Source organism: Brachyspira pulli (assembly GCF_036997785.1).
GTDB classification, from domain to species: domain Bacteria; phylum Spirochaetota; class Brachyspiria; order Brachyspirales; family Brachyspiraceae; genus Brachyspira; species Brachyspira pulli.
Genome location: NZ_JAWLQI010000010.1, coordinates 45558 through 61440 on the forward strand (window position 1 = coordinate 45558; position 15883 = coordinate 61440).

The 15883-nt window shown below is 27.6% G+C and carries 18 protein-coding genes; 17 read left to right on the forward strand and 1 reads right to left on the reverse strand.

What is annotated here, in order from left to right:
• Nucleotides 1–136 precede the first annotated feature (136 nt).
• The 17 genes from R4K56_RS03895 to ftsH all read left to right on the forward strand — a co-directional run bounded on the left by R4K56_RS03895 (nt 137) and on the right by ftsH (nt 14439).
• Entirely contained in the window at nt 137–289 is a 153-nt protein-coding gene (locus tag R4K56_RS03895; protein ID WP_335771912.1) for a hypothetical protein, read from the forward strand.
• Between the two features lie 16 nt (nt 290–305).
• Nucleotides 306–632, forward strand: coding sequence for a hypothetical protein (locus tag R4K56_RS03900; protein ID WP_335771918.1), 327 nt, complete (start codon nt 306–308; stop codon nt 630–632).
• A 1088-nt stretch (nt 633–1720) separates the two neighbouring features.
• Nucleotides 1721–2188, forward strand: coding sequence for a chemotaxis protein CheX (locus R4K56_RS03905; RefSeq protein WP_335760320.1), 468 nt, complete (start codon nt 1721–1723; stop codon nt 2186–2188).
• Between the two features lie 6 nt (nt 2189–2194).
• On the forward strand, nt 2195–2617 hold the full coding sequence (locus R4K56_RS03910; protein WP_335758156.1) for a response regulator: 423 nt from the start codon (nt 2195–2197) through the stop codon (nt 2615–2617).
• A 33-nt stretch (nt 2618–2650) separates the two neighbouring features.
• Nucleotides 2651–3466 (forward strand): CheR family methyltransferase, encoded by an 816-nt coding sequence (locus R4K56_RS03915; RefSeq protein ID WP_335760321.1) that lies wholly within the window; start codon nt 2651–2653, stop codon nt 3464–3466.
• A gap of 11 nt (nt 3467–3477) precedes the next feature.
• Nucleotides 3478–3891 (forward strand): bactofilin family protein, encoded by a 414-nt coding sequence (locus R4K56_RS03920; protein ID WP_335760322.1) that lies wholly within the window; start codon nt 3478–3480, stop codon nt 3889–3891.
• Nucleotides 3892–3901: 10 nt separating this feature from the next.
• The gene (locus R4K56_RS03925) at nt 3902–4843 is read left to right on the forward strand and encodes a tetratricopeptide repeat protein (RefSeq protein WP_335771913.1); all 942 of its coding nucleotides are present in this window, start codon (nt 3902–3904) and stop codon (nt 4841–4843) included.
• Between the two features lie 3 nt (nt 4844–4846).
• Nucleotides 4847–5872, forward strand: a complete 1026-nt coding sequence (locus tag R4K56_RS03930; protein WP_013113588.1) for a rod shape-determining protein — start codon at nt 4847–4849, stop codon at nt 5870–5872.
• Nucleotides 5873–5931: 59 nt separating this feature from the next.
• A complete protein-coding gene (gene mreC, locus R4K56_RS03935; protein WP_335771919.1) occupies nt 5932–6801 on the forward strand; it encodes a rod shape-determining protein MreC in 870 nt (289 codons plus the stop codon).
• A gap of 6 nt (nt 6802–6807) precedes the next feature.
• A complete protein-coding gene (mreD, locus tag R4K56_RS03940; protein ID WP_335760324.1) occupies nt 6808–7347 on the forward strand; it encodes a rod shape-determining protein MreD in 540 nt (179 codons plus the stop codon).
• A gap of 5 nt (nt 7348–7352) precedes the next feature.
• Nucleotides 7353–7901: a class IV adenylate cyclase gene (locus tag R4K56_RS03945; protein ID WP_335760325.1), complete on the forward strand. Its 549-nt coding sequence runs from the start codon at nt 7353–7355 to the stop codon at nt 7899–7901.
• A gap of 154 nt (nt 7902–8055) precedes the next feature.
• Nucleotides 8056–9072, forward strand: a complete 1017-nt coding sequence (locus R4K56_RS03950) for a hypothetical protein (protein ID WP_335771914.1) — start codon at nt 8056–8058, stop codon at nt 9070–9072.
• A gap of 122 nt (nt 9073–9194) precedes the next feature.
• Nucleotides 9195–10196: a hypothetical protein gene (locus R4K56_RS03955; RefSeq protein ID WP_335771915.1), complete on the forward strand. Its 1002-nt coding sequence runs from the start codon at nt 9195–9197 to the stop codon at nt 10194–10196.
• A gap of 58 nt (nt 10197–10254) precedes the next feature.
• The gene (locus tag R4K56_RS03960; protein WP_335760328.1) at nt 10255–10827 is read left to right on the forward strand and encodes a DUF4390 domain-containing protein; all 573 of its coding nucleotides are present in this window, start codon (nt 10255–10257) and stop codon (nt 10825–10827) included.
• A gap of 55 nt (nt 10828–10882) precedes the next feature.
• A complete protein-coding gene (locus R4K56_RS03965; RefSeq protein ID WP_335771916.1) occupies nt 10883–11482 on the forward strand; it encodes an NlpC/P60 family protein in 600 nt (199 codons plus the stop codon).
• Between the two features lie 108 nt (nt 11483–11590).
• Complete coding sequence (locus R4K56_RS03970; RefSeq protein WP_297296884.1) at nt 11591–12271, forward strand: NlpC/P60 family protein; 681 nt, start codon at nt 11591–11593, stop codon at nt 12269–12271.
• 59 nt (nt 12272–12330) lie between these two features.
• A complete protein-coding gene (gene ftsH, locus R4K56_RS03975) occupies nt 12331–14439 on the forward strand; it encodes an ATP-dependent zinc metalloprotease FtsH (protein ID WP_335758146.1) in 2109 nt (702 codons plus the stop codon).
• Nucleotides 14440–14825: 386 nt separating this feature from the next.
• Here ftsH and R4K56_RS03980 read toward each other — a convergent pair whose 3' ends face one another.
• Entirely contained in the window at nt 14826–15812 is a 987-nt protein-coding gene (locus R4K56_RS03980; RefSeq protein ID WP_335771917.1) for a P1 family peptidase, read from the reverse strand.
• Nucleotides 15813–15883 lie beyond the last annotated feature (71 nt).

A 15883-nucleotide genomic window follows, 5' to 3' on the forward strand; every position in this document is an offset into this window, starting at 1 on the left:
ACGCACGGTTAATGCATTATTTTTTATTATTATAATTTTGATAATTAATTAATATATATTTATAATATTATTCTGCGTGCGGTGTGTAATTAAAAAATATTTAAATACTAAAAATATAACAATTAGGAAAATAATTATGAATTACTTTACAGAAAAAGAAGGCAATATATTTTTTATTCCTCTATTTTTACCAAATGATATAAAAAATAATATTAAAAGTTATTCAAAAACCAATTTTCTTCCTACACAAAATTACGGCTTTGGAAGATTAATTGAAATAAATAAATAAATCTGGAGGAGATTTAATAGAAATATTTAATTATACAGGAAATATTCCTGATGATCAAAATGATATAATAAAATCCGGACTTATGTTTGAAGCATTACATACTGCAATAGGATTTAGCAAAAAAAGATGGAGATTCATTTTTGAAGGATTAAATTATGATAAAGAAAAAGATTCTAATTATTCATCAATATCTTTTTTATTGGGAGATGAATATGATCCAAAATTATGGATTGGAGGAAAAATAAAAACAATAAATAATTATGATACAAATAAATACAAAGAATGGATTATTTACACACCTGTTGAAATAGAAGAAATGATAAGAAATAAAAAGTCTTTTTAATATAATTTATTTATAAAATAAAGAGTAATTTCAACTTAAAATTTCTATTTTTTTATAAAAGATTTAATTATAATTTGTAAAATGTATTTTAATAAGAACTAATAGCAGTACAATTTTTTATAACCTTGCCACATAATACTTAATTTTTATTTTTATATCCGGGGGATTGGCACAGTACGCTGCAGCACCCAAGTTATTTTACAACCGAAGTAAGTAGTGTAAGTATTGGTATAAAAGAACATATCCTCGATAAACTCGGATACGCTTCGCCAAAGACTCATTTTTAGTATAAATTTATGTATAATCTTAATTTAATAAGTATTTTTTAAATATAAAGTTCTAATAATTGCATTTTTTGATACTTTGGGAAGCCGCTACAAAAAAGTAGATAACATATATAAAGTATATGTGCCAAACTTAAAAATTTTTATTATTATTTTGCTAAGCCAGACTTAATCAATCATAAAGAAAAAGGCTTTATAACTTCATATTGTTAAAATAAGTATTAAATGTAGAATAATATAAAATTTTAGTATAAATTGCTAAGGAATGTTGCTAAAACCTGGCTTAAATAACCAATAAGAAAAAAATACAAAATTGGATAAAATTAATTGTGATAGATACATAATTACAGAAATATTAAGAAAATATTTTAAATTTATTTTGAAAACTAAAATAACTTTAACATATATATAAAAAAGCATATTTTTACATTTTTTTAAATATATTAAAAAACATTAATGATTTTTTATAAAGTAATATAGAACAAGATATTCATAATACTCAAAAATATTTTATATTACTTTTATTATAGAACAAACAATAAAATTTATTTTATCGTAATTCATAATTTCATAAATAAAAATATAGTTAAAATAATACATTGTTTTTTTATAATAAAATTACATATTCATCTCCATTTACAATAAAATCAAATAATTTTACAATAATAAAAATATTGTTTTCAAGCAAATTATTTTTTTTTCGATATTTAAGATAATCATAAATACTTATTTTATAACTATACTTGCAAAAAATGTCATAAATTGTTAAAATGTAAGTAACTAGCATAATAAAGAGTATTTAAAATGAGACTTGACTATATAAGACCATTTACTGATGCTTCCAATGAGATATTGCAAAATTATTTGGGTAACAATATCAAAACTAGTGATATTACACTAAAAGGTGATTTTGTAAATGCTTCTGGTATTATAGCAATAGTAGCTTTATCAGAAGATATAGTTGGACATTTCATAATAGATATGGACGTAGAAACTGCTAAAAAAATAGTTTCTATAATGAATGATAGTGAAGTAAGAGATATTAATAAATTATCATTATCCACATTACAGGAATTGATAAATTTAATAGCTGGATTAGCTGTTACAAAATTAGAAGCAGACGGATATGACGTTGATATATCTCCGCCTGTTATAATGAAAAGCAAAAATTTAGAGGTTTCGATAAGCGATTCGGAATTTCTTCATATAAAATTAGATACCTCTATTGGCGATTTTAATATATTAGTTGCCGTAGAATCAGAAAAGGAGTAAATAAATATGTCTGACATTAATACAAAAGAAGCTGATGGTATAAACGAATTTGGAAAACCATACAAAGTTCTAATTGTAGATGACTCTGCTTTTGTTGTTAAACAATTGCAACAAATTTTTGTATCAGAACAATATAATGTAGTTGGTACAGCAGAAAATGGTGAGGAAGGTGTACTTATGTATAAAGAATACAAGCCAGACTTAGTAACTATGGATATTACAATGCCAAAAATGGATGGTATTACAGCCTTAACTAAAATAATAGAATATGATAAAAATGCAAAAGTAGTTATGGTTAGTGCTTTAGGTAAAGAAGATATGGTTAAAAAAGCTTTATTAGCTGGTGCAAAAAACTATATCACTAAACCTTTAGATAGAAAAAAAGTTCTTGAACGTATTAAGATGGTTCTTGCAAAAAATAAACAATAAGTTTATTTTTTATTAATTCTGGAATAATTAATTTTGAATGAGCTAAAATTAACTGACAAACAATTTGATCTGTTTAAAGATTTTGTATATAGAGAAAGCGGAATTTGTTTTAATGTTATCAATAAAATTATTTTAGAATCTCGAATTGCATCTTCTATGAAAGAGAAAAAACTTGATAAAGTAGAAGATTATTATAAACTCGTTTCTACAAATAAAGAGGAATTAAAAGCATTTTTAGATAACATTACTACAAACCTTACAAAATTTTTTAGAAATGAACCTAACTTCAAATTACTTAGAAATTATGTTTTGCCAAGAATAATGAAAACTAAAAAAGTTGGCGAACAGATAAGAATTTGGAGTGCCGGCTGTTCTACAGGTGAGGAACCCTACTCTATAGCTATAACTTGTTTAGAAACACCCGGGATAAAAGCACAAGATATAAAAATATTTGCAAGTGATTTATCCCTTAATTCTTTGGTGGCTGCTAAAGAAGGAAGATATGAAGCTCACAAGGTAGAAAATGTTCCAGAACAATATTTAAAAAAATATTTTGATAAATTATCATCAGGTGAATACTCTATAAAAAATGATATAAAAAAATTAATCACATTCGACTATCATAATCTAAGACATAGAGGAAGCCAAACTAACATGGATGTAATTTTTTGCAGGAATGTACTTATTTACTTTGATAACGAATCTGTAAAACTTACTGTTAATAGATTTTATGATATATTAAATGAACATGGATATCTATTTATAGGACATAGTGAATCTTTATTTGGACTTGATACAAAATTCAAATTCAATAATATAGATAATTCCATAGTATACACTAAAAATTAGGAGTTTTTTCGATGTTTATGAAAAGAAATGAGAGTACAGAATCTAATTCCATTATAGGTGAAGGCTCATATTTTAAAGGTGAATTTACATTAAACGGTACTTTAAGAGTAGATGGTTGTTATGAAGGTGAGATATTAGAAGTTGATAATGTTTTTGTTGGTCAGACAGGAAAAGTAAAATCAAATATAAAAACTGTATCAGCCGTTATAGAGGGAATAATTATAGGTAATATAGAGGCTAAAAATAGAGTTATGCTTATGCCTACAAGCAGAGTGCTTGGAGAAATTAGAACACCTGAATTAATTATACAAAATGGTGTTATACTTGAAGGTTTATGTATAGTGGCTCCAGACCCTCTTACTAATCCAAGAGAAACCATACTATCTTTATATAATAACAATACGGATAATAACGGAAATAAATAATTAATAGATTATGCCATATCTATATAATGTTGAAAAAAGAATTAGTATACATATCATTATTATAACTCTTATTGCTGTCCTTAGCATTATTGCAGTAGCATATTTATTCACTTCTAACTATATAGAAAAAAAAAGATTAAAGTCTATATATGATTATATGGCATTAGAAGATTATGACAATGCCTCTTTTATATTCAGTGATCTTTATGCTAAAAGACCTTTAAATAAAAATATATTGGTTACAGGAATAGATTTATATTATGATATACTTATAAGATCTGATAAAAATGATATTATAAGGCTTGCAAGTGAAAATATAATACGTTATGCCAAGCAATTATTATTAACAGGAAAATTTGTAAAAAATAAACGTGTTATATATCAAAGATTAGGATACAGCTATCAAAGACTTGGAAAAGCTTATTATATCGATTCATATAACTCGTATATAAATGCCATTAATGATGGAGATAATAGGATATCTACAACTATAGAATTATCAAAAGTATGTTATGAAATTGGTTTATACAAAGATGCTATAAAATATTTAGAAAGTGCAATTGACAGAGAAATAAGAGAAAACAGCGAAGAATTTATAAATATGGAATTATATTATGAACTTGCCAATGCCTATGAGGGAGACAAGGATTATACTAAAGCAATACAGATATTATCATCAATGGATGGAAAATTTAAAGGCAATTCTATATTAGAGGCAAAAACGTACTTCAAATTAGGCGATTTATATTATAGACAAGGATTATATAAGGAAAGCGAATTTTTTTACAAAAAGACATTAGAGATAGATGACAAAAATCCGGATTTATATTATAGTATAGGAACATTATATTTAGAAAACAAAAGAAGAAATGAAGCTATAAAAATGTTTAGAGAAGCTCTAAAAATAGATAATTCGTATAAGCCCGCTAGGGATATATTAAGGAGATTATAATAAATGTTTAACTGGTTATACAATATGTTCTCAAGTGATATGGGAATTGATTTAGGAACTGCTAACACTTTGGTATATGTAAAAGGAGAAGGAATTGTTTTAGCTGAACCATCAGTAGTAGCTATAGAAAAAAGCACAGGAAACGTTATTGCAGTTGGTAATGAAGCAAAAAGAATGTTAGGTAAAGTTCCTAATTCTATAGCAGCTATAAGACCAATGAGAGATGGTGTTATCGCTGACTTTGAAACTGTTGAAAAGATGATAAGATACTTTATTAATAAAGTGCATAATAAAAGAACTTTAGTAAAGCCTAGAATAGCTATAGGTATTCCTACAGGTATTACAGAGGTAGAAAGAAGAGCAGTAAGAGAAAGCTGCGAACAGGCAGGAGCTAGAACAATATTCTTAATAGAACAGGCAAGAGCTGCTGCAATAGGTGCCGATATGCCTATAAATGAACCTCATGGAAATATGATTATAGAAATAGGAGGAGGTACTACAGAGGTAGCTGTACTTTCATTAGGAAGTATGGTAAGAAGTGCTTCTATACGTGTAGGCGGAGATGAACTTGATGATGCTATTATCAAATATATGCAAAGAACTCACAACTTATATATCGGTGAAAAAACTGCTGAAGAAATAAAGATCAATATAGGTCATGCTTATAAAGGTGATATATCTAAAACTATGGATATAAGAGGAAGAGACTCTGTATCAGGACTTCCAAAAACTTTAACTATTAACAGTGCTGAAATAAAAGATGCTATAGCTGATATATTAATAGAAATATTAGAAGCTGTTAAATCTGTACTTAATCAGACACCTCCGGAAATTTCTGCTGATATAGTAGAAAGAGGTATAGTTATGAGCGGCGGTACTTCCCTACTCCCTGGTTTTACAGATTTAATATCTATGGAAACTGGTGTACCTGTAATTCTTGCTGAAAGCCCTCTTACTTGTGTTGCTATAGGCTGCGGAAAGTTCATAGAGGAAACTAAAAATTTGAAAAATTACAGAAGATATTCTTAATCGGAAAAATAATAAAAATTTTATTAATATAGCCGATATTCATAGACGTGAAACTTTTTATAAAACATAAACTTCTTACTTTATATATTCTGCTAAACCTTATAGCAGGTATGCTTATGGTATTAAATAGAAGTAATTTTGTATTCAATTTACAATCTATTTATGCTTTAGGTGTGTATCCTATACAAAGTGCCACAAAAAGTATTTCAAGGGCATTTGTATACATATATACAAGCATTACTGATATATTTACACTTCAAAGTCAGGTACAATTATTAAAAGACAGAATAGCAGAATTAAGCGGTGCAGCATTAGAATATGAACAATTAAGTGCTGAAAATGAAAGATTAAGAGCATTATTAAATGAAGCTCCTACAGATGAATACCCTTTAGAATATGCTGAAATAGTATCAAAAGACCCTCAAAACTTCTATACTACAATAGTTATAAATAAAGGAAGTGCTAATGGTATAGTTGTAGGAATGCCTGTTATATCTTATCAAAATGGATATAAAGGTTTGGTTGGAAAAGTTGTTGAGGTAAGAAGATATAACAGTAGAATATTATCTTTAGTTGACCAAAGATCGCAAATTTCTGTTATGTTGGAAAGCTCCAGAACAACTGGTATAATGGTTGGTCAAAGTCCTAAATCTACACAAACACATTTACAATATATAGATTTACAAATGGACGTTGAAGAAGGTGAAAGAGTTGTTACAAGCGGTATGGGAGGAGTATTCCCTAAAGGTATATTGGTAGGTACTATATTCAAAGTTGAAAAGAAAAATTATGGTCTTTTCCACGATTTATATGTAGAACCTGCTGTAAATTTCTCTACTTTAGAGAATGTTTATGTAATAAAAAAGATACCGGATCAGGAAATCATTATGCTTGCTAATGAAGAAGATACAGAAGCAAATGGAGATTAATACAAGATGAAAAGAATAATAACTGTTATCATTACAACTCTTATTTTGCTTTTAATACAATCATCTCCTGCTTATGATTTGATAAGAGTAGCACTTGGAGCTAAACCGGATTTATTACTAATTTTCTTAGTTTTCATAGCATTTAGATATGGTTCATTTGACGGTATAATATATGGTTTTATTATAGGACTTTTACAAGATATAGTTTCAAGCGGTACTTTCGGTTCTTATGCTATGATATTTTTAAATATTGGTTTCTTTGTTGGATTCTTCAATACAAGAATATTCATAAAACAAATTGCTGCTGGAATATTTGTAACTTTAGTAGGATATTTAATAAAAGTTATAGCTTTATTCTTAGTAACTTCTATATATTCTGATCTTTCAAATGTAGCTGTATTAATAAGAGCAGAACTTTTAGTAGGACTTCCTCTTACTGTAATATTATCATCTCCTTTATTCATATTATTTGAAAAAGTTGCTCCTCTTATTTATGATAAAAATAAAATACATGTTGATGATAGTACAAAAGAATACACAGAGTAATAAATATGCCGTTAAATTCTGAAATTGAAATTAAAGCTTATGTTAGAGATTTTGAATCTGTTATAAACTTTTTATATCAAAATGCTAAATTCAAAAAAAAGTATTTTAAAAAAGATATTTATTATGCTAAAGAAAAAAGCATCAAAGAAGGAAATATAAAAACAAGCGACTGCATAAGATTAAGAATAGAACATGGCGGATATACATTTTGCTCAAAAGAAAGAGAATTAGTAGACGGCGTAGAAGTTAATGAAGAGAGAGAAATCAAAGTAACAAAAAAAAGAGCAAGATTTATAATCAATTTTCTATCATCATTACAAAAATACAAAGAATATGTACGCAAAGAAAAAAAAGGTTCTGCCTTCATATATAAAGATGCTTTAGTTGAGGTATCAAAAATAAAAAATTTAGGCGACTTTATAGAAATAGAATTTTTAAATTCAAAAGATACAGTAGAAGAACAAATAATAAAATTAAAATCAATATTAAAAGAAATTGGCATAGAAGAAAAAGATATAGAAACTAAACCATATATAGTTTTACTTTCACAATAAAACATATCAACAAAACATAATAATATTTTTTCATTATTTACATTCTATTTACACCATATTTACATAGAAAATATTGAAAATATCATTGTTTCACATATAATGATCCTAATAAATAAAAACTTCTCAAAAATTAAAGAAAACATTAGGATAAAAAATGATTAAAACCTACTATAGTATACTTTTTATTATTTTATTATCAAGTTTATTGTATAGTCAAAACAGCAATGATAATTCATTAGAAAATAAAATGAATAATTACAAAGATAAAATAAGTGTACAGTGGAAATATAATCCTCTTAGAATATATGAAACGGATAAATATTTTTCGCCTTGGCTTGATCCAGATAACTATAATACAAGTTTTTGGTTTGGTGATGTTTTAAATGCTAAAACATTATATCCTAATAAGAATTTTAATTTAGATAATGTTGTAATGTATTTCAGCCCAAAATTAGCTGTAGATTTAGCACCAATTGCATTTAATATAAATGGAGATAAACATAGATTTAGAATAGGTGTAGGATATTCTTTAAAATTATTTTTCAGCAGTTATAAAAAAGGAGAAGATCAATTATACGGTTCTACTTTTTTATACGGAAACTATATGCAAGTAGAAGCATATTTTGAATATATATTTAATAATAAATTAAAAATAAGATTTGCACCTTTAAGACATATATGTATTCATATGAGCGGTGATATACTTGGAGATGAAACATTATATGATAAGAAAAAAGAAGAATTCAGAGATGTTGGTTTTGAACAAATGCATTTATCAGCAAATTACAGATGGGGCTGGTTCTCATTTTATGGAGGAACTTCTTTTACAATATCTGGATTTAATATTTCAAATTTAGCAAATCTATTTAATATTTATGCTGGAGCTGATGTAAGAATACCTATATGGGGAGAAATAAGTTTAATAACAGGTATTCATGTAGGAGCATATTTAGACAGAATAAACATCGTAAATAGAACTCAAGGACATGGACAAGGATATCCAGTTACTCATAGGTATGATGAATGGACTCCTTCTATAGCTACAGGCATAGGTTTTGAAGTATATAGGTTTGTAATCGGAGTAAAATACGAATATGCACGTTCAAAACAATTATATGCTTATAAAAAAATGGAAAGCAGAATAGGACTAGATGCCAGCCTATTTTTCTAAAAAAAGCATAACTACATATAAAAATATCGTTTTTTATGATAAAGTATTATTGCTATATAAAGAAATAAATTTATAATTCATATCTCAATTATTTTTTACATTTTTATGACAAAAGAGAGACTATGATAAAAACAATTTTAACAATCACAATAATACTTATATCATTCACAACTATTATACATGCTGAAGAAACTAATTCTTTAAATGTAAAAATGGATAATTATACCCAAAAAATGAAATGGGAATTTAATCCTTTAAAAAACTATGAAACAGACAGATATTTTTCAGGCTGGACTGATCCCAATGCCTATAACAGTAAATTCTGGATCGGAGAAATTTTTAATATTAAAGAAATGTATAATAATAAAAATTTCAATTTTGATAAAATGAATTTTTATTATCAGCCTACATTAGCAACTGAAGTAACACCTATAGCATTTAGATATAATGATATACATAGATTTAAAATAGGTGTAGGATATTTAACACACTTTTTTCTATCAAGCTACAAAAAAGGATATGATCAATATTACGGACAAAGTTTAATGTATGGTACTTACATGCAAGTAGAAGTATTTTTTGATTATATATACAATAATACTTTTAAGTTAAGAGTAACACCGTTAAAACATATATGTGCCCATATAAGCGGAGATATATTGGGAGATCCTTCTTTATATGACAGAGAAAAAGAAAAATTTATGGACTGCGGTTTTGAACAAATGCAAGTATCAGCATATTATAAATACGGCTGGCTCACATTTTATGGAGGAATGGACTTTGCTATTACAGGCTTTAATAAGTCAAATATAGTTAATCTTTTTAGTGCTTTTATAGGAAGTGATTTAAGAATACCTATATGGGGAGAAATAAGTTTTATATCAGGTATTTATATAGCAGCTAATTATGATTTAATAAATGATATTACTAGAAATATAAATGGTCAAAGGTATTTTATAAACAGCAGTTATAAACAATGGCTTCCTTCTATATCAGTAGGTGTTGGCTTTGAAATTTATAGAGTTATAATTGGATTAAAATATGATTATGCACGTTCAAAACAATTATATGCTCATAAAACTATGGAAAGTAAAATAGGATTGGATATAAGTTTGTATCTATAGTTATTGACTTATTATTACTGCAATATATACTATTGCAAAAATAATATAAAACAAAATTATGAAACGTATATTAATTTTATTTTTTATAATATCAGCTTCATCATTATATGCTTATGAATTAAGGCTTCATTTTGTTAGAAGTTATATATATGATAATATACTATATGCTGACGTAAATACTACTTATAGTGAGCCAATTTACAATAATATAAAAAGGTATATAGATAATGGTATTATAGTATTTATTAATTTTAGAATAGATTTAGCTAAAAAAAATATATTTATAGATGATAATATAAGAGAAATATATTTATACAGAAAAATATATTATGATTTTTTTACTAAAGAATATGTTGTATTAAGTTCTGAAACTATGAGAGAAACCAGAAATACAAATCTTCTAACTTTGATGAAAAATGTATCATCTATAAATAGAATAGAAATAATAAATGTAAATAAATTAAATCAAAAAAATACATTCTTCTTTAAAACTAGATTATCAATGCAATTTCAAAATGCTTATCCATATTTGTCTGTATTTTTTAATATAATAACACCTCTGCAATATAGAATAAAGTGGTTAAAATCTAAGGAGTTTAGTATTAAAGAATTATATTATAATAACATGTAACTATTATTTATAATGAAAAATCCGATTTATATTTAACAAGAAAGTTGGAGGAATTATGATACGTTATTATGCTGCAGTTTTATTTATAATATTATCATTATTTTCAAATGCATTTAGTCAAAATAATACAAGAGAAGAAATAGTAAAATGGGCTAATTTTTATTTAAATAAAAAATATAAATATAATCAATCTGATACTATAACCAATCCTTATACAAAAGAAAAGAAGAAAGTAAATTTTGATTGTTCCGGTTTTGTCAATGCCGTATATTGGACAGCTGTAAAAAACCCTAGTATTAAATTTTCTGGTTCAACTGAAAATATATTTTATATATTATCCAAAGCAAATAAAACATATAAAAAATCTTTGCCTAATGTAGGCGATATAATATTTTTTGACGGAACTACATCTCCAAACAAAAAACTTACACATTCCGGTATAGTAATTAAAGTTGATGAAGATGAAACTATTACATATATACATGCATCAACAAGTAAAGGACTTGTTTTAGGATATATGAATTTAAAATATCCTGATTTAGCTAGAAAAGATGGAAAAGTATTAAATAGTTATCTTAGAGGCGGAAGTGCTCCTGAGGCTTATGCTTCATATTGTTTTAATAGTTATGGCACTATTTTTGAAAAACCAAATTAATAATTAATAAAATAAATATTTATATATCATTAAAAATAAGAATATTGTAAATTGCCTTGACTTTTTGCTAATATTTTATAAAATATTTTTCTATTATAAGAGTGTGTTATGCGTTTTTATACTACTATATTATTAATGTTGTTATCATCTATACTGTTTAGTCAAACTTATGGTTATGATAAGGAATATCAAAAACAATTAGAAAAAAGCGGTGTAGAAATAACGGATAAACAGAAGGAAAAAGTTAGATCAGATATAAAAAAATGGGCTAACTTTTATTTGGACAAACATTATCAGTATAATGAAAAAGCCCTATTGACTCACCCAGCTTCAAAAGAAAAGAAAACATTTCGTTTTGATTGTTCTGGTTATGTAGCAGCTGTTTATTGGGCATCTAATATAGCAGTATTTGAAAAGCAGGCTATTTTGGATTCTGGCGGAGTAAAAACTATTTATGCAACTTTGTCAAAATACAAAAAGATATATAAAAATGTATTGCCTAATGTAGGCGATATTATTATGTTTGACAAAACTACATCAGATACAAAAAAGCTTACACATGCTGGTATAGTAATAGATGTTGATGAAAAAGATGAAACTGTAACTTATATTCATGCTTCAACAAGTAAGGGACTTATTTTAGGTTATATGAATTTAAAATACCCAGACTTAGCTAGAAAAGATGGAAAAATAATAAACAGTTATCTTAAAAGAGGCGGCGGAGTTAATGCTCTTGCATCACATTGCTTTAATAGTTATGGTACTATTTTAGATATACCAGAAAAATAATATAATTGACAAATAATAAGTTTTTTAATTTTTAGATATAAGACATATTTGGAGAATACATGAATAATAATAGTAGAAAGAACAAAAATAATAGAAGACAATCTATGCCTCAATCAGGCGGAGGTGGAAATCAAATTATTATCATACTGCTTCTTACAATGGTTGTAGTAATGGCAATAATGTATTTCCAAAAATCACCTCAAATAAAAGCAGAAGAATGGGATTATTCTACTGTAGTACAAAAGGTTAAAGAAGGTGTTGTTAAAGAAGTAACAATAGTTGATCAGAATATAAGAAATGGTAAAGCTATAGAAACAGTTAATGGAAAAATTACTGAGATAAACTTTTACTCTTATATACCATTTACTGCAAGCGGCTTCGTTAATTTACTTATAGATAATAATGTAAAAGTAAGAGGAGAAGCTGAAAAGCCTAGCTACCTAAATCTTATACTTATAAACTTACTTCCAATAATTTTAATAGGTTTCCTGCTTTGGTTCTTCATGTTTAGACAGGTTCAAGGTTCAAATAACAGAGCTATGAGCTTTGGAAAAAGCAGAGCAAGACTTTTAACTAAAGAAGATGTTAAAGTAACATTTAAAGATGTTGAAGGCTGTAAGGAAGCTAAAGAAGAATTGCAGGAAGTTGTACAATTCTTAAAGGATGCAAGCAAATTCACAAAACTTGGTGCTAAAATTCCTAAAGGTGTATTATTAGTAGGCCCTCCAGGTACAGGTAAAACTTTACTTGCTAAAGCAGTTGCCGGAGAAGCTAATGTACCTTTCTTTAGTATGTCTGGTTCTGAATTTGTTGAAATGTTTGTAGGTGTTGGTGCTTCAAGAGTAAGAGACTTATTTGAACAAGGTAAAAGATCTGCACCTTGTATCATATTTATAGACGAGCTTGATGCTGTTGGTAGAACTAGAGGTGCCGGATACGGCGGCGGTCATGATGAAAGAGAACAAACATTAAACCAAATGCTTGTTGAAATGGACGGTTTTAACACTGATACTAGAATAATCATATTTGCTGCTACTAACAGACCAGATGTATTAGACCCTGCCCTACTTCGTCCTGGAAGATTCGACAGACAAGTTGTTGTTGATTTGCCTGACGTAAAAGGAAGAGAAGGAATATTTAAAGTACATATTGCTAAAATACAGCATGATCCTTCTATAGATTTGTATCATTTAGCTAGAGCTACTCCAGGTTTCTCTGGTGCTGATATAGCTAATATGGTTAATGAGGCTGCTTTAATAGCTGCTAGAAACGATAAATCAAGAGTTGAAATTTCTGATTTTGAAGAAGCCCGTGATAAAGTTATGATGGGACCTGAAAGAAGAAGTATATTGATAAGTGAAAGAGAAAAACTTAATACTGCTTATCATGAAGCTGGACACACTTTGATGGCAGTTCTTCTTCAAAATACAGATGCTTTACATAAAGTTACTATAGTTCCTAGAGGAAGAAGTTTAGGTGCTACTTGGACTTTACCTCCTGACGGAAGATATACACTTCAAAGAAAAAAGGCTATTGATGAAATGTCTTTACTTCTTGGCGGACGTGTTGCTGAAGAATTCAAATTTGGTGAAGATTCAGTTACTACTGGTGCTTCTAATGATATAGAAAGAGTTACTGAACTTGCTAGAAGAATGGTATGCGAATGGGGTATGAGTAAATTAGGCCCTATATCTTTCGGACAAAAAGAACAGCCAATATTCTTAGGTAAAGAGATTGCAAGACATAAAGATTACAGTGAAGAAACTGCTCAAAAAATAGATGAAGAAGTACATAAGTTTGTAATGAGAGCTTATGAAAGAACTAAAAAATTAATAGCTGAAAATGCTGATAAATTTGAATCTTTATCCAGAGAATTATTTGAAAAAGAATCTCTTGATATAGAAGATATAGAAAGAATATGTGAAGTTAAACTAGATAAAGTTAAAGACAAGCTAGTTTATGCTGGTAAAGATCCAAAAAGAGGTACTGACGAACTTGAAGATCCTTCTGCTTATCAAGACGGCGAAGTACAAAGTGTAAAAGAGGAAGTATTTAATACTCCTATAAAACCTCTTAAGAAAGAAGAAAATAAGGAAGTGAAATCAATCAAAAAAAGCAGTGTTAAGAAAGTAACTCCTTCTAAAAAGAAAAAAAATCCAGAAGAATAAAAATTAATTTTTCTGATTAAAAATAAAAATGCCATAGCATGTAAAAATGTTATGGCATTTTTTATATATACCTAAACAATTATATTTTGTCAAAAATAAATTTATATTTTTGTTTTTATATCTGGGGCTTTGCCCCATACCCCAGTTCTTTTATTGGTATAAAAGAACCAAAAGAACTGCATTTTTAGTATAAATTTAGGATATATCCTATATTTAATAAGTATTTTTTAAATATAAAGTTCTAGCAACTGCGTTTTCGCAAAGCGTATCCGAGCTTGTCGAGGACATAGCTACTTTGACGAAGTCCGCAGAGCGTGTGCGGCAAAAAAGTAGATAATATCTATATAAAGTGCATCAATTGACAAACTTAAAAATTTTTAAGCTTCTCAATTTTTTATATCATTTAAGCATTGAAAACCATAAGAAGTTTCAGCATTTCTAACAGCATTATTTATAGCCTTACCCATTACAATAGCAGCTATCGTACCTACTGCATCCAAATTAGCATTAACATCGCCAACACTCATAGCATAAATACTGTCGCCGTCTAATGTTGTATGAACTGGTTTTATAGTTCTTGCAAATCCATTATGTGCCATTGAAGCTATCTTTCCCATTTGTGATTTTGTAAATTTAGCATTTGTTATAATAGCACCTATTGTTGTATTTTCTTTTGTATTTGAGACATTAGAAGTAAAAGATAAATTATTATTCTGTGTGATTTTTATTAATTCTTCTTCTGAACTTCTAAATCCATTTTTATTTTCATTAAGAAGCCCTGCAATCATTTTACCGCTGTCATAATCATATACATCACCAAACGCATTAACAGAAACTACTGCCCCAATCTTCACATCATCAATTTGTACAGCGTAGAAACCAAGTCCGGACTTCATAGCATAATCAGCACCTAGTATCTTGCCTACAGTTGCACCAGTACCAGCTCCATAATTACCCATTTTAGGATTATTATTTTGAGCATTAACGCAAGCCTCATAGCCCATATTAATATCAGGACGAACTTTATAATCGCCAATTCTCAAGTCGAATATACAAGACTGACATACTAAAGGCACTTTTGTAACGCCAACATCAAAACCGATATTTCTTTCCTCTAAATATTTCATAACTCCGCCTGAAGCATCTAATCCGAATGCACTTCCTCCGCTAAGAAGTACTGCATGAACTATATCAGTAGAAGCCTGTGCCTTTGTAAGTTCGCTTTCTCTTGAAGCTGGTCCCCCTCCCCTAACATCTAAACCTATAACTGCACCTCTTTCGCATATTATAACTGTACAGCCTGTTGCTGCTTCCTTGTTCTCAGCATTGCCTATTTTTATATTTTCTATATCTGTAATTTTTATCTCTTTCATAATCCTATCCTAACTTATTTGTTTATTATTATATTTATAAAACAAAATAAAAAGAAATGCAAACTATAAAT

Bases quoted from the DNA above. Each gene is read 5' to 3' on its own strand.
- R4K56_RS03895 (WP_335771912.1), top strand. From the start codon at position 137: ATGAATTACTTTACAGAAAAAGAAGGCAATATATTTTTTATTCCTCTA.
- R4K56_RS03905 (WP_335760320.1), top strand. From the start codon at position 1,721: ATGAGACTTGACTATATAAGACCATTTACTGATGCTTCCAATGAGATA.
- R4K56_RS03910 (WP_335758156.1), top strand. From the start codon at position 2,195: ATGTCTGACATTAATACAAAAGAAGCTGATGGTATAAACGAATTTGGA.
- R4K56_RS03920 (WP_335760322.1), top strand. From the start codon at position 3,478: ATGTTTATGAAAAGAAATGAGAGTACAGAATCTAATTCCATTATAGGT.
- R4K56_RS03925 (WP_335771913.1), top strand. From the start codon at position 3,902: ATGCCATATCTATATAATGTTGAAAAAAGAATTAGTATACATATCATT.
- R4K56_RS03930 (WP_013113588.1), top strand. From the start codon at position 4,847: ATGTTTAACTGGTTATACAATATGTTCTCAAGTGATATGGGAATTGAT.
- mreD (WP_335760324.1), top strand. From the start codon at position 6,808: ATGAAAAGAATAATAACTGTTATCATTACAACTCTTATTTTGCTTTTA.
- R4K56_RS03945 (WP_335760325.1), top strand. From the start codon at position 7,353: ATGCCGTTAAATTCTGAAATTGAAATTAAAGCTTATGTTAGAGATTTT.
- R4K56_RS03950 (WP_335771914.1), top strand. From the start codon at position 8,056: ATGATTAAAACCTACTATAGTATACTTTTTATTATTTTATTATCAAGT.
- R4K56_RS03955 (WP_335771915.1), top strand. From the start codon at position 9,195: ATGATAAAAACAATTTTAACAATCACAATAATACTTATATCATTCACA.
- R4K56_RS03960 (WP_335760328.1), top strand. From the start codon at position 10,255: ATGAAACGTATATTAATTTTATTTTTTATAATATCAGCTTCATCATTA.
- R4K56_RS03965 (WP_335771916.1), top strand. From the start codon at position 10,883: ATGATACGTTATTATGCTGCAGTTTTATTTATAATATTATCATTATTT.
- R4K56_RS03970 (WP_297296884.1), top strand. From the start codon at position 11,591: ATGCGTTTTTATACTACTATATTATTAATGTTGTTATCATCTATACTG.
- ftsH (WP_335758146.1), top strand. From the start codon at position 12,331: ATGAATAATAATAGTAGAAAGAACAAAAATAATAGAAGACAATCTATG.
- R4K56_RS03980 (WP_335771917.1), bottom strand. From the start codon at position 15,812: ATGAAAGAGATAAAAATTACAGATATAGAAAATATAAAAATAGGCAAT.